The organism is Escherichia sp. WS1265 (genome assembly GCF_046487585.1).
GTDB classification, from domain to species: Bacteria; Pseudomonadota; Gammaproteobacteria; order Enterobacterales; family Enterobacteriaceae; genus Escherichia; species Escherichia coli.
Genome location: NZ_JBJQJE010000005.1, coordinates 15,424 through 29,477, shown reverse-complemented (window position 1 = coordinate 29,477; position 14,054 = coordinate 15,424). Strand labels below are relative to the sequence as shown.

Here is a 14,054-nt window from a genome sequence, read left to right as displayed (position 1 = left end):
CTTTCCGGCGAGAGTTCAATGGGACAGGTTCCAGAAAACTCAACGTTATTAGATAGATAAGGAATAACCCATGTCAGAACGTTTCCCAAATGACGTGGATCCGATCGAAACTCGCGACTGGCTCCAGGCGATCGAATCGGTCATCCGTGAAGAAGGTGTTGAGCGTGCTCAGTATCTGATCGACCAACTGCTTGCTGAAGCCCGCAAAGGCGGTGTCAACGTAGCCGCAGGCACCGGTATCAGCAACTACATCAACACCATCCCCGTTGAAGAACAACCGGAGTATCCGGGTAATCTGGAACTGGAACGCCGTATTCGTTCAGCTATCCGCTGGAACGCCATCATGACGGTTCTGCGTGCGTCGAAAAAAGACCTCGAACTGGGCGGCCACATGGCGTCCTTCCAGTCTTCCGCAACCATTTATGATGTGTGCTTTAACCACTTCTTCCGTGCACGCAACGAGCAGGATGGCGGCGACCTGGTTTACTTCCAGGGCCACATCTCCCCGGGCGTTTACGCACGTGCTTTCCTGGAAGGTCGTCTGACTCAGGAGCAGCTGGATAACTTCCGTCAGGAAGTTCACGGCAATGGCCTCTCTTCCTATCCGCACCCGAAACTGATGCCGGAATTCTGGCAGTTCCCGACCGTATCTATGGGTCTGGGTCCGATTGGTGCTATTTACCAGGCTAAATTCCTGAAATATCTGGAACACCGTGGCCTGAAAGATACCTCTAAACAGACCGTTTACGCCTTCCTCGGCGACGGTGAAATGGACGAACCGGAATCCAAAGGTGCGATCACCATCGCTACCCGTGAAAAACTGGATAACCTGGTCTTCGTTATCAACTGTAACCTGCAGCGTCTTGACGGCCCGGTCACCGGTAACGGCAAGATCATCAACGAACTGGAAGGCATCTTCGAAGGTGCTGGCTGGAACGTGATCAAAGTAATGTGGGGTAGCCGTTGGGATGAACTGCTGCGTAAAGATACCAGCGGTAAACTGATCCAGCTGATGAACGAAACCGTTGACGGCGACTACCAGACCTTCAAATCGAAAGATGGTGCGTACGTTCGTGAACACTTCTTCGGTAAATATCCTGAAACCGCAGCACTGGTTGCAGACTGGACTGACGAGCAGATCTGGGCGCTGAACCGTGGTGGTCACGATCCGAAGAAAATCTACGCTGCATTCAAGAAAGCGCAGGAAACCAAAGGCAAAGCGACGGTGATCCTTGCTCATACCATTAAAGGTTACGGCATGGGCGACGCGGCTGAAGGTAAAAACATCGCGCACCAGGTTAAGAAAATGAACATGGACGGCGTGCGTCACATCCGCGACCGTTTCAATGTGCCGGTGTCTGATGCTGATATCGAAAAACTGCCGTACATCACCTTCCCGGAAGGTTCTGAAGAGCATACCTATCTGCACGCTCAGCGTCAGAAACTGCACGGTTATCTGCCAAGCCGTCAGCCGAACTTCACCGAGAAGCTTGAGCTGCCGAGCCTGCAAGACTTCGGCGCGCTGCTGGAAGAGCAGAGCAAAGAGATCTCTACCACTATCGCTTTCGTTCGTGCCCTGAACGTAATGCTGAAGAACAAGTCGATCAAAGATCGTCTGGTACCGATCATCGCCGACGAAGCGCGTACTTTCGGTATGGAAGGTCTGTTCCGTCAGATTGGTATTTACAGCCCGAACGGTCAGCAGTACACCCCGCAGGACCGCGAGCAGGTTGCTTACTATAAAGAAGACGAGAAAGGTCAGATTCTGCAGGAAGGGATCAACGAGCTGGGCGCAGGTTGTTCCTGGCTGGCAGCGGCGACCTCTTACAGCACCAACAATCTGCCGATGATTCCGTTCTACATCTATTACTCGATGTTCGGCTTCCAGCGTATCGGCGATCTGTGCTGGGCGGCTGGCGACCAGCAAGCGCGTGGCTTCCTGATCGGCGGTACTTCCGGTCGTACCACCCTGAACGGTGAAGGTCTGCAGCACGAAGATGGTCACAGCCACATTCAGTCGCTGACTATCCCGAACTGTATCTCTTACGACCCGGCTTACGCTTACGAAGTTGCTGTCATCATGCATGACGGTCTGGAGCGTATGTACGGTGAAAAACAAGAGAACGTTTACTACTACATCACTACGCTGAACGAAAACTACCACATGCCGGCAATGCCTGAAGGTGCTGAGGAAGGTATCCGTAAAGGTATCTACAAACTCGAAACCATTGAAGGTAGCAAAGGTAAAGTTCAGCTGCTGGGCTCCGGTTCTATCCTGCGTCACGTCCGTGAAGCGGCAGAGATCCTGGCGAAAGATTACGGCGTAGGTTCTGACGTTTATAGCGTGACCTCCTTCACAGAACTGGCGCGTGATGGTCAGGATTGTGAACGCTGGAACATGCTGCACCCGCTGGAAACTCCGCGCGTTCCATACATCGCTCAGGTGATGAACGACGCTCCGGCAGTGGCATCTACCGACTATATGAAACTGTTCGCTGAGCAGGTCCGTACTTACGTACCGGCTGACGACTACCGCGTACTGGGTACTGATGGCTTCGGTCGTTCCGACAGCCGTGAGAACCTGCGTCACCACTTCGAAGTTGATGCTTCTTATGTCGTGGTTGCGGCGCTGGGCGAACTGGCTAAACGTGGCGAAATCGATAAGAAAGTGGTTGCTGATGCAATCGCCAAATTCAACATCGATGCAGATAAAGTTAACCCGCGTCTGGCGTAAGAGGTAAAAGAATAATGGCTATCGAAATCAAAGTACCGGACATCGGGGCTGATGAAGTTGAAATCACCGAGATCCTGGTCAAAGTGGGCGACAAAGTTGAAGCCGAACAGTCGCTAATCACCGTAGAAGGCGACAAAGCCTCTATGGAAGTTCCGTCTCCGCAGGCGGGTATCGTTAAAGAGATCAAAGTCTCTGTTGGCGATAAAACCCAGACCGGCGCACTGATTATGATTTTCGATTCCGCCGACGGTGCAGCTGACGCTGCACCTGCTCAGGCAGAAGAGAAGAAAGAAGCAGCTCCGGCAGCAGCACCAGCGGCTGCGGCGGCAAAAGACGTTAACGTTCCGGATATCGGCAGCGACGAAGTTGAAGTGACCGAAATCCTGGTGAAAGTTGGCGATAAAGTTGAAGCTGAACAGTCGCTGATCACCGTAGAAGGCGATAAGGCTTCTATGGAAGTTCCTGCTCCGTTTGCAGGCACCGTGAAAGAGATCAAAGTGAACGTGGGTGACAAAGTGTCTACCGGCTCGCTGATTATGGTCTTCGAAGTCGCGGGTGAAGCAGGCGCGGCAGCTCCGGCGGCTAAACAGGAAGCGGCTCCGGCAGCGGCCCCTGCATCAGCGGCTGGCGTGAAAGAAGTTAACGTTCCGGATATCGGCGGTGACGAAGTTGAAGTGACCGAAGTGATGGTGAAAGTGGGCGACAAAGTTGCCGCTGAACAGTCACTGATCACCGTAGAAGGCGATAAAGCTTCTATGGAAGTTCCGGCTCCGTTTGCAGGCGTCGTGAAGGAACTGAAAGTCAACGTTGGCGATAAAGTGAAAACTGGCTCGCTGATTATGATCTTCGAAGTTGAAGGCGCAGCGCCTGCGGCAGCTCCTGCGAAACAGGAAGCGGCAGCGCCGGCTCCGGCAGCAAAAGCTGAAGCCCCGGCAGCAGCATCGGCTGCGAAAGCGGAAGGCAAATCTGAATTTGCTGTAAACGACGCTTACGTTCACGCGACTCCGCTGATCCGCCGTCTGGCACGCGAGTTTGGCGTTAACCTGGCGAAAGTGAAGGGCACTGGCCGTAAAGGTCGTATCCTGCGCGAAGACGTTCAGGCTTACGTGAAAGAAGCTATCAAACGTGCAGAAGCAGCTCCGGCGGCAACTGGCGGCGGTATCCCAGGCATGCTGCCGTGGCCTAAAGTGGACTTCAGCAAGTTTGGTGAAATCGAAGAAGTGGAACTGGGCCGCATCCAGAAAATCTCTGGTGCGAACCTGAGCCGTAACTGGGTGATGATCCCGCATGTTACTCACTTCGACAAAACCGATATCACCGAGCTGGAAGCGTTCCGTAAACAGCAGAACGAAGAAGCGGCGAAACGTAAGCTGGATGTGAAGATCACCCCGGTTGTCTTCATCATGAAAGCGGTTGCTGCAGCTCTTGAGCAGATGCCTCGCTTCAACAGTTCGCTGTCGGAAGACGGTCAGCGTCTGACCCTGAAGAAATACATCAACATCGGTGTGGCGGTGGATACCCCGAACGGTCTGGTTGTTCCGGTATTCAAAGACGTCAACAAGAAAGGCATCATCGAACTGTCTCGCGAGCTGATGACTATTTCTAAGAAAGCGCGTGACGGTAAGCTGACTGCGGGCGAAATGCAGGGCGGTTGCTTCACCATCTCCAGCATCGGCGGCCTGGGTACTACCCACTTCGCGCCGATTGTGAACGCGCCGGAAGTGGCTATCCTCGGCGTTTCCAAGTCCGCGATGGAGCCGGTGTGGAATGGTAAAGAGTTCGTGCCGCGTCTGATGCTGCCGATTTCTCTCTCCTTCGACCACCGCGTGATCGACGGTGCTGATGGTGCCCGTTTCATTACCATCATTAACAACACGCTGTCTGACATTCGCCGTCTGGTGATGTAAGTAAAAGAGCCGGCCCAACGGCCGGCTTTTTTCTGGTAATCTCATGAATGTATTGAGGTTATTAGTGAATAGACAAATCGGTTGCCGTTTGTTGTTTAAAAATTGTTAACAATTTTGTAAAATACCGACGGATAGAACGACCCGGTGGTGGTTAGGGTATTACTTCACATACCCTATGGATTTCTGGGTGCAGCAAGGTAGCAAGCGCCAGAATCCCCAGGAGCTTACATAAGTAAGTGACTGGGGTGAGGGCGTGAAGCTAACGCCGCTGCGGCCTGAAAGACGACGGGTATGACCGCCGGAGATAAATATATAGAGGTCATGATGAGTACTGAAATCAAAACTCAGGTCGTGGTACTTGGGGCAGGCCCCGCAGGTTACTCCGCTGCCTTCCGTTGCGCTGATTTAGGTCTGGAAACCGTAATCGTAGAACGTTACAACACCCTTGGCGGTGTTTGCCTGAACGTCGGCTGTATCCCTTCTAAAGCACTGCTGCACGTAGCAAAAGTTATCGAAGAAGCCAAAGCGCTGGCTGAACACGGTATCGTCTTCGGCGAACCGAAAACCGATATCGACAAGATTCGTACCTGGAAAGAGAAAGTGATCAATCAGCTGACCGGTGGTCTGGCTGGTATGGCAAAAGGCCGCAAAGTCAAAGTGGTCAACGGTCTGGGTAAATTCACCGGGGCTAACACCCTGGAAGTTGAAGGTGAGAACGGCAAAACCGTGATCAACTTCGACAACGCGATCATTGCAGCGGGTTCTCGCCCGATCCAACTGCCGTTTATTCCGCATGAAGATCCGCGTATCTGGGACTCCACTGACGCGCTGGAACTGAAAGAAGTACCAGAACGCCTGCTGGTAATGGGTGGCGGTATCATCGGTCTGGAAATGGGGACCGTATACCACGCGCTGGGTTCACAGATTGATGTGGTTGAAATGTTCGACCAGGTTATCCCGGCAGCTGACAAAGACATCGTTAAAGTCTTCACCAAGCGTATCAGCAAAAAATTCAACCTGATGCTGGAAACCAAAGTTACCGCCGTTGAAGCGAAAGAAGACGGTATTTATGTGACGATGGAAGGCAAAAAAGCACCCGCTGAACCGCAGCGTTACGACGCCGTGCTGGTAGCAATTGGTCGTGTGCCGAACGGTAAAAACCTCGACGCAGGCAAAGCTGGCGTGGAAGTTGACGACCGTGGTTTCATCCGCGTTGACAAACAGCTGCGTACCAACGTACCGCACATCTTTGCTATCGGCGATATCGTCGGTCAGCCGATGCTGGCACATAAAGGTGTTCACGAAGGTCACGTTGCCGCTGAAGTTATCGCCGGTAAGAAACACTACTTCGATCCGAAAGTTATCCCGTCCATCGCCTATACCGAACCAGAAGTTGCATGGGTGGGTCTGACCGAGAAAGAAGCGAAAGAGAAAGGCATCAGCTATGAAACCGCCACCTTCCCGTGGGCTGCTTCTGGTCGTGCTATCGCTTCCGACTGCGCAGACGGTATGACCAAGCTGATTTTCGACAAAGAATCTCACCGTGTGATCGGTGGTGCGATTGTCGGTACTAACGGCGGCGAGCTGCTGGGTGAAATCGGCCTGGCAATCGAAATGGGTTGTGATGCTGAAGACATCGCGCTGACCATCCATGCGCACCCGACGCTGCACGAGTCTGTGGGCCTGGCGGCAGAAGTGTTCGAAGGTAGCATTACCGACCTGCCGAACCCGAAAGCGAAGAAGAAGTAATTTTTCGTTTGCCGGAACATCCGGCAATTAAAAAAGCGGCTAACCACGCCGCTTTTTTTACGCCTGCATTTTACCTTTCCATTCTCCTTGCTCCACGCTCAGACAACCGTTCCCGTATCGCTGACCGTTGCTCGTTATTCAGCCTGGCAGTATGGTTACTGTCGTTTAGACGTTGCGGGCGGCTCTCCTGAACTTTCTCCCGAAAAACCTGACGTTGCTCAGGTGATGCTGATTGAACACGCTGGCGGGCGTTATCACGTTGCTGTTGGTTCAGTGGGCGCTGCTGTACTTTTTCCTTAAACACCTGGCGCTGTTCGGGAGTTGCAGACTGAATACGCTCACGCGCTGCCTCTTTTCGCTGCTGGTTCTGTGGGTTAGTCTGCATTTTCTCGCGAACCGCCTGGCGCTGCTCAGGCGAGGCGGCCTGAATACGCTCACGCGCTGCCTCTCTTCGCTGCTGGATCTGCGGGTTAGTCTGCATTTTCTCGCGGACTGCCTGGCGCTGCTCAGGAGAGGCCGACTGATAACGCTGACGAGCGGCGTCCTTTTGTTGCTGGGTCAGTGGTTGGCGACGGCTGAAGTCGCGGAAGTCGTCATAGCTCCCATAGTTTTCAGCTTCATTAAACCGCTGTGCCGCAGCCTGACGTTGAGTATCTCGCGTAATGACTGGCGCAGTGTGTGTTCGTTGCTGAAACTGACTTGCTGCTGCCTGACGCTGACTGTCGCGCGATAGAGCAGGTAACTGCGTGGCGCTCATGCCGCCGTTGACATCGGTTTGGTGAAACCGCTTTGCCATATCCTGATCATGATAGGGCACACCATTGCGGTAGTTTGGATTGTGCCGCCATGCCATATTCTTATCAGTAAGATGCTCACCGGTGATACGGTTGAAATTGTTTACGTCGATATTGATGTTGTCGCCGTTGTGTTGCCAGCCATTACCGTCACGATGACCGCCATCGTGGTGGTGATAATCATCATCGTCATGATGATGATGGTCATGATCGTCATCGTCCCAGTCGATGCTGCTGAATAGTGCGTACGTGGTAGCAACGCCCATGCTATAGCCGAATCCGCGCACAAAGCTGTCAACAAACGGTTCTCCGGCTGGTGGTGGCAGATAAACCGGCGGATACGCAGTATTGGCCCAGTTCCCGTAAACCACGGTTGGGTTGTAGTTGGGAATATAGACCACATCAGGATTGGCGGGCTCAATGGAAATGACGGTTGTTGCAGGCTCTGTAATGACAGGGTTGGCAGTTGAGACGGTATTGGATGGTATGACGGGAGCCGTGACTGTCTGTTTTACCGGTACAGCTTTCTTCGTTGTGGTAATAACTTTCTGTTCGGTTGATGACTTCAGCGAACCGGTTTGTTGCGCCAGTTGCCGCAATCGCTGTACCGAGTCCATCACGTCCTGCGGCTGCGCCAGAAAAGCATCGCCCAGGTTTTGCACCCATTGCGGGTTTTCGCCCATCAACGCCATCAACTGTGGAAAGGCCACCAGTGATTTGACGCTGGCGTCCCACGGCTGGTCAGATACCGCCTGAATAGCAGCATCGCCTTGTTTAAGTGGATTATCGTGCGACCATTGCACTGCTTGCGCAACGTTTGCCGGATAGGTCGATGCCATTAACACTTGTGAAAGCAGAGAGTCGGGATACAGCGCGACGGGCGCGACCCATTGATCTATTTGTGCAGTGCTGAATGCGGATTTGACGACGGCGGGTGTTACGGGAGGTGCGGAAACCGTTGCAGGAAGTGTAACCGCGGCAGCCTCAGACACAGCCAGTTGTGTCGATTGCGCTTCCACAGGCGCTTCCACTGTGCGGCTTTTTATATATAGCCCGGTAGAGGCGGCACAAAGCCCGGCACTGCAAATGAGCGCCAGCACATGGGGTTTAAACGGCAAAGTCATTTTCATAATTCGGATCTCAAGGAAATCGCAATGGTCGGCGAACTGCCACCCGCAGGTGCTGTGATTCCGAGTATAAAGAGGCGGTAGTTTAAATTTTGACTAATCTTGGGATTCGTTGAGAAAGGTGATTATCACCATGCGAATTAACGAAGTTTTTACGGAGGGAAACAATCTCTAGACCATCCTTAACGATTCAGCCACTTTTTTATGTTGCTTTTTTGTAAACGGATTAACACATCGTCAAAATCCTGCTATTCTGCCCGTTGCGGTACTGGGCATTTACCCTACAAACTGCTGTCTCACAGGAGCGTGAAGAGAATCGCCTGCCGCACTATGACAATGAGAGCGAGGAGAACCGTCGTGCTAGAAGAATACCGTAAGCACGTAGCTGAGCGTGCCGCTGAGGGGATTGCGCCCAAACCCCTGGATGCAAACCAAATGGCCGCGCTTGTAGAGCTGCTGAAAAACCCGCCCGCGGGCGAAGAAGAATTCCTGTTAGATCTGTTAACCAACCGTGTTCCCCCAGGCGTCGATGAAGCCGCCTATGTAAAAGCAGGCTTCCTGGCTGCTATCGCTAAAGACGAAGCCAAATCCCCACTGCTGACTCCGGAAAAAGCCATCGAACTGCTGGGCACCATGCAGGGTGGTTACAACATTCATCCGCTGATCGACGCGCTGGATGATGCCAAACTGGCACCGATCGCTGCCAAAGCACTTTCTCACACGCTGCTGATGTTCGATAACTTCTATGACGTAGAAGAGAAAGCCAAAGCAGGCAATGAATATGCTAAGCAGGTAATGCAGTCCTGGGCGGATGCCGAATGGTTCCTGAATCGCCCGGCGCTGGCTGAAAAACTGACCGTTACCGTCTTTAAAGTAACTGGCGAAACCAACACCGATGACCTCTCTCCGGCACCGGATGCGTGGTCACGCCCGGATATCCCACTGCACGCGCTGGCGATGCTGAAAAACGCCCGTGAAGGTATTGAGCCAGATCAGCCAGGCGTTGTTGGTCCGATTAAGCAAATCGAAGCTCTGCAGCAGAAAGGTTTCCCGCTGGCGTACGTCGGTGACGTTGTGGGTACCGGTTCTTCGCGTAAATCCGCCACGAACTCCGTTCTGTGGTTTATGGGCGATGATATTCCACATGTGCCGAACAAACGCGGCGGTGGTTTGTGCCTCGGCGGTAAAATTGCACCCATCTTCTTTAACACGATGGAAGACGCGGGTGCGCTGCCAATCGAAGTCGACGTCTCTAACCTGAACATGGGCGACGTAATTGACGTTTACCCGTACAAAGGTGAAGTGCGTAACCACGAAACCGGCGAACTGCTGGCGACCTTCGAACTGAAAACCGACGTGCTGATTGATGAAGTGCGTGCCGGTGGTCGTATTCCGCTGATTATCGGGCGTGGCCTGACCACCAAAGCGCGTGAAGCACTTGGTCTGCCGCACAGCGATGTGTTCCGTCAGGCGAAAGATGTCGCTGAGAGCGATCGCGGCTTCTCGCTGGCGCAGAAAATGGTAGGCCGTGCCTGCGGCGTGAAAGGCATTCGTCCGGGCGCGTACTGCGAACCGAAAATGACTTCTGTAGGTTCTCAGGACACCACCGGCCCGATGACCCGTGATGAACTGAAAGACCTGGCGTGCCTGGGCTTCTCGGCTGACCTGGTGATGCAGTCTTTCTGCCACACCGCGGCGTATCCGAAACCAGTTGACGTGAATACGCACCACACGCTGCCGGACTTCATTATGAACCGTGGCGGTGTGTCGCTGCGTCCGGGTGACGGCGTAATCCACTCCTGGCTGAACCGTATGCTGCTGCCGGATACCGTCGGTACGGGTGGTGACTCCCATACCCGTTTCCCGATCGGCATTTCTTTCCCGGCGGGTTCTGGTCTGGTGGCATTTGCAGCCGCAACAGGCGTAATGCCGCTGGATATGCCGGAATCCGTTCTGGTGCGCTTCAAAGGCAAAATGCAGCCGGGCATCACCCTGCGCGATCTGGTACACGCTATTCCGCTGTATGCGATCAAACAAGGTCTGCTGACTGTTGAGAAGAAAGGCAAGAAAAACATCTTCTCAGGTCGCATTCTGGAAATTGAAGGTCTGCCGGATCTGAAAGTTGAGCAGGCCTTTGAGCTGACCGATGCGTCCGCCGAGCGTTCTGCTGCCGGTTGTACCATCAAGCTGAACAAAGAACCGATCATCGAATACCTGAACTCTAACATCGTCCTGCTGAAGTGGATGATCGCGGAAGGTTACGGCGATCGTCGTACCCTGGAACGCCGTATTCAGGGCATGGAAAAATGGCTGGCGAATCCTGAGCTGCTGGAAGCCGATGCAGATGCGGAATACGCGGCAGTGATTGACATCGATCTGGCGGATATTAAAGAGCCAATCCTCTGTGCACCGAACGACCCGGACGACGCTCGTCCGCTGTCTGCGGTACAGGGCGAGAAGATCGACGAAGTGTTTATCGGTTCTTGCATGACTAACATCGGTCACTTCCGTGCCGCTGGTAAACTGCTGGATGCGCACAAAGGTCAGTTGCCGACCCGCCTGTGGGTGGCACCGCCAACCCGTATGGACGCCGCGCAGTTGACCGAAGAAGGCTACTACAGCGTCTTCGGTAAGAGCGGTGCGCGTATTGAGATCCCTGGCTGTTCCCTGTGTATGGGTAACCAGGCGCGTGTGGCGGACGGTGCAACGGTGGTTTCCACCTCTACCCGTAACTTCCCGAACCGTCTGGGTACAGGTGCGAACGTCTTCCTGGCTTCTGCGGAACTGGCTGCTGTTGCGGCGCTGATTGGCAAACTGCCGACGCCGGAAGAGTACCAGACCTACGTGGCGCAGGTGGATAAAACCGCCGTTGATACTTACCGTTATCTGAACTTCAACCAGCTTTCTCAGTACACCGAAAAAGCGGACGGGGTGATTTTCCAGACTGCGGTGTAACAGCCTGAAAATAGCTCAGGTGTTCTCCTGAATACCTGACAAGCAGCACTTCTTTAAACCCCCTTTCTGCTCAAGGAAAGGGGGTTTATTTTTATTCCTTATTCTTTTCCACCTTTTAATCTTGCATAGTGCTGCGATAATTAAACCTAAGGTGCAATGCAGTAATGGCGCATTGCCGGGAGCAGAGGAACACACTATGGATTACGAATTTCTGCGTGATATTACCGGAGTGGTAAAGGTGCGTATGTCCATGGGGCATGAAGTGGTCGGGCACTGGTTTAACGAAGAGGTGAAAGAAAACCTGGCCTTGCTTGATGAAGTGGAAGACGCCGCGCGCACGCTCAAAGGTAGCGAACGTTCCTGGCAGCGGGCAGGGCATGAGTACACGCTATGGATGGACGGTGAAGAGGTGATGGTTCGCGCCAATCAACTGGAATTCGCTGGCGATGAAATGGAAGAGGGGATGAACTATTACGACGAAGAAAGCCTGTCGCTATGCGGCGTTGAGGATTTTCTGCAGGTGGTGGCGGCTTACCGTAATTTCGTGCAGCAGAAGTAAATAAATCTGGCGGAGCCTGGGAGCTCCGCCAGAGCCGTTAAACGGCTGGCATATTGCGCCCGTAATAAATCTCACGCATTTCTTTCCACAGCGCAGCGGTAATTTCCTGGCGCTCGCTGTCGGTTAAATCTTCCGGTTTGGTGTGGAACATGTAGTGCTTAAGGTCGAACTCTTTAAGCAACATCTTGGTATGGAAGATATTTTCCTGATAGACGTTTACATCCACCATGTCATACAGCGCCTTCATATCGTCAGACATAAAGTTCTGAATCGAATTAATCTCATGGTCGATAAAGTGCTTCATACCGTTAATGTCGCGGGTAAAACCGCGCACGCGATAATCAATGGTTACGATATCGGACTCAAGCTGGTGGATCAGGTAATTCAGCGCCTTCAGCGGAGAAATCACGCCGCAGGTAGAGACTTCAATATCGGCGCGGAAGGTACATAAACCGCCTTCAGGATGGCTTTCCGGGTAGGTATGTACGCAAATATGACTTTTATCGAGATGGGCAACCACCGTTTCTGGCAGCGGACCGGGGTGTTCTGTTTTGTCGATGAGTTTCGGGTCAACCGGTTCTTCACTCACCAGAATAGTGACGCTGGCACCCTGTGGTTCGTAATCCTGGCGGGCGATGTTAAGAATATTGGCCCCGATAATGGAACAGGTTTCTGACAGGATTTCGGTCAAACGGTTGGCATTATAGAGTTCATCGATATAAGCAATATAACCGTCGCGTTCTTCGGCAGTTTTGGCGTAGCAGATATCGTAAATACAAAAACTCAGACTTTTGGTCAGATTATTAAAGCCATGCAGTTTCAGTTTTTTCAATTTCTTATCTTCTCCTTAGGACGGCTGTGAAGCCAGTGCGTCTTGCAGATACTGGGGTAAGGCAAAAGCTGCCGTATGGACTGCCGGATTGTAATAACGGCATTTCAGGCCAGAAGCGAGAAAACGCGCCTGAATAATTTCGGTTGAGAGATGGCGTAAGGCGTCGTTATCTGTCGCCCATGCAAAGGTCATGATGCCGCCGTAATAGGTCGGGATCGCCGCCTGATAAAAGCCAACGTCGCTGAAGTAATGGCTGAGTTTGCGATGACTGTCGATAGCCTCTTCCTGCTGTAAAAAGCAGACGCCGTTTTGTGCGACGAAGATACCGCCAGGATTCAGGCAACGTTTGCAGCCTTCATAAAATGCTGAGGTGAACAGACTTTCGCCGGGACCGATAGGATCGGTGCAGTCGGAGATAATGACATCAAAGGTCTGGCTGGTTTGATTAACGAAATTGACGCCATCGTCGATCACCAGTTTAAAGCGCGGATCGTCGTAGCTACCGGCGTTATGGTTGGGTAGATACTGACGGCAGAACGACACGACACCCGCATCGATTTCCACCATCGTGATTGACTCAACGTTTTTATGTCGGGTTACTTCACGCAGCATGGCACCGTCGCCGCCGCCGATAATCAGCACATGTTTCGCGTGACCGTGGGCCAGTAGCGGAACATGGGTCATCATCTCATGATAGATAAACTCGTCGCGCTCGGTGGTTTGTACTACGCCATCCAGCGCCATTACGCGGCCAAATGCGGCGTTCTCAAAAATGATCAGATCCTGGTGATCGGTCTTTTCATGATACAGAACGTTATCTACCGCAAAGTACTGCCCAAACTGGTCGTGTAGCGTTTCATGCCACTGTTTTTTTTCGGCCATGGGTTGATACCTCCTTTGTTAACACCCGTAAAAAAAGGGCGCAACATAATAGCTAACATTGACCGCGGATGCACGGTCAATATTTCTACAAAAAGGTATCAGGGATTATTTGACGTAGGCAAGCAGGCTTAAGGAATCGCGAGCCAGGGCTTTGCACTTTTTAGCGACGGGAATGCCAATGCCGCTGAGATCGCGGTAGCTGTCTTCACCGAGGGCTTTCATGTCGAAGGTGTCGTAATTACTGAGATCCCACTGGTTTTGCTGGGCGAAAAAGACCAGTGCGCGACGAATTTGCCCGTTAGGTAAGTTCTGGTAACCACAATCGTTCTTCAGAAAGACAAAAACTGCCGTTAAATCGGCCATATCTTCGGCTTCAGACTCGCTGAGCGCGTAACTGTTTGCGCAGACGGCCATCAGGCTGCCGAATAACACTGTTCTGAAAAACGTCTTCATTGCTTCTACCAGGGGCTTAAAGAAGATAAACGTTAGCACACTGCGAGCGAGGCGACGACCAT

The 14,054-nt window shown here is 52.7% G+C and carries 9 protein-coding genes; 5 read left to right on the top strand and 4 right to left on the bottom strand.

The features are described 5' to 3' along the window. Positions 1–70 precede the first annotated feature (70 nt). The 3 genes from aceE (at position 71) to lpdA (ending at position 6,390) form a co-directional block, all read left to right on the top strand. A complete protein-coding gene (gene aceE / locus ACJHX3_RS06605; protein ID WP_000003820.1) occupies positions 71–2,734 on the top strand; it encodes a pyruvate dehydrogenase (acetyl-transferring), homodimeric type in 2,664 nt (887 codons plus the stop codon). 14 nt (positions 2,735–2,748) lie between these two features. Next, positions 2,749–4,641, top strand: coding sequence for a pyruvate dehydrogenase complex dihydrolipoyllysine-residue acetyltransferase (gene aceF, locus ACJHX3_RS06600; RefSeq protein ID WP_000963537.1), 1,893 nt, complete (start codon positions 2,749–2,751; stop codon positions 4,639–4,641). A gap of 324 nt (positions 4,642–4,965) precedes the next feature. Next, complete coding sequence (gene lpdA / locus ACJHX3_RS06595) at positions 4,966–6,390, top strand: dihydrolipoyl dehydrogenase (protein WP_000102485.1); 1,425 nt, start codon at positions 4,966–4,968, stop codon at positions 6,388–6,390. A gap of 70 nt (positions 6,391–6,460) precedes the next feature. Here the strand turns inward: lpdA and ACJHX3_RS06590 are convergent, their stop codons facing one another. Then, positions 6,461–8,314 carry a DUF3300 domain-containing protein gene (locus tag ACJHX3_RS06590; protein WP_094308460.1) on the bottom strand — a complete coding sequence of 618 codons (1,854 nt, stop codon included), beginning with the start codon at positions 8,312–8,314 and terminating at the stop codon, positions 6,461–6,463. 354 nt (positions 8,315–8,668) lie between these two features. Between ACJHX3_RS06590 and acnB the strand changes: the two genes are divergently transcribed. After that, a complete protein-coding gene (gene acnB, locus ACJHX3_RS06585) occupies positions 8,669–11,266 on the top strand; it encodes a bifunctional aconitate hydratase 2/2-methylisocitrate dehydratase (protein WP_087890708.1) in 2,598 nt (865 codons plus the stop codon). 196 nt (positions 11,267–11,462) lie between these two features. Then, positions 11,463–11,825, top strand: coding sequence for a protein YacL (gene yacL, locus ACJHX3_RS06580; RefSeq protein WP_000384304.1), 363 nt, complete (start codon positions 11,463–11,465; stop codon positions 11,823–11,825). Between the two features lie 37 nt (positions 11,826–11,862). Here yacL and speD read toward each other — a convergent pair whose 3' ends face one another. The 3 genes from speD to ACJHX3_RS06565 all read right to left on the bottom strand — a co-directional run bounded on the left by speD (position 11,863) and on the right by ACJHX3_RS06565 (position 13,992). After that, positions 11,863–12,657: an adenosylmethionine decarboxylase gene (gene speD, locus ACJHX3_RS06575; RefSeq protein ID WP_000734287.1), complete on the bottom strand. Its 795-nt coding sequence runs from the start codon at positions 12,655–12,657 to the stop codon at positions 11,863–11,865. A 15-nt stretch (positions 12,658–12,672) separates the two neighbouring features. Then, the gene (gene speE / locus ACJHX3_RS06570) at positions 12,673–13,539 is read right to left on the bottom strand and encodes a polyamine aminopropyltransferase (RefSeq protein WP_000818414.1); all 867 of its coding nucleotides are present in this window, start codon (positions 13,537–13,539) and stop codon (positions 12,673–12,675) included. 105 nt (positions 13,540–13,644) lie between these two features. After that, positions 13,645–13,992: a YacC family pilotin-like protein gene (locus ACJHX3_RS06565; protein WP_001295568.1), complete on the bottom strand. Its 348-nt coding sequence runs from the start codon at positions 13,990–13,992 to the stop codon at positions 13,645–13,647. Between the last annotated feature and the right edge of the window lie 62 nt (positions 13,993–14,054).

Coding starts and splice junctions, on each gene's coding strand:
- aceE (WP_000003820.1), top strand. CDS start 71: ATGTCAGAACGTTTCCCAAATGACGTGGATCCGATCGAAACTCGCGAC.
- aceF (WP_000963537.1), top strand. CDS start 2,749: ATGGCTATCGAAATCAAAGTACCGGACATCGGGGCTGATGAAGTTGAA.
- lpdA (WP_000102485.1), top strand. CDS start 4,966: ATGAGTACTGAAATCAAAACTCAGGTCGTGGTACTTGGGGCAGGCCCC.
- ACJHX3_RS06590 (WP_094308460.1), bottom strand. CDS start 8,314: ATGAAAATGACTTTGCCGTTTAAACCCCATGTGCTGGCGCTCATTTGC.
- yacL (WP_000384304.1), top strand. CDS start 11,463: ATGGATTACGAATTTCTGCGTGATATTACCGGAGTGGTAAAGGTGCGT.
- speE (WP_000818414.1), bottom strand. CDS start 13,539: ATGGCCGAAAAAAAACAGTGGCATGAAACGCTACACGACCAGTTTGGG.
- ACJHX3_RS06565 (WP_001295568.1), bottom strand. CDS start 13,992: ATGAAGACGTTTTTCAGAACAGTGTTATTCGGCAGCCTGATGGCCGTC.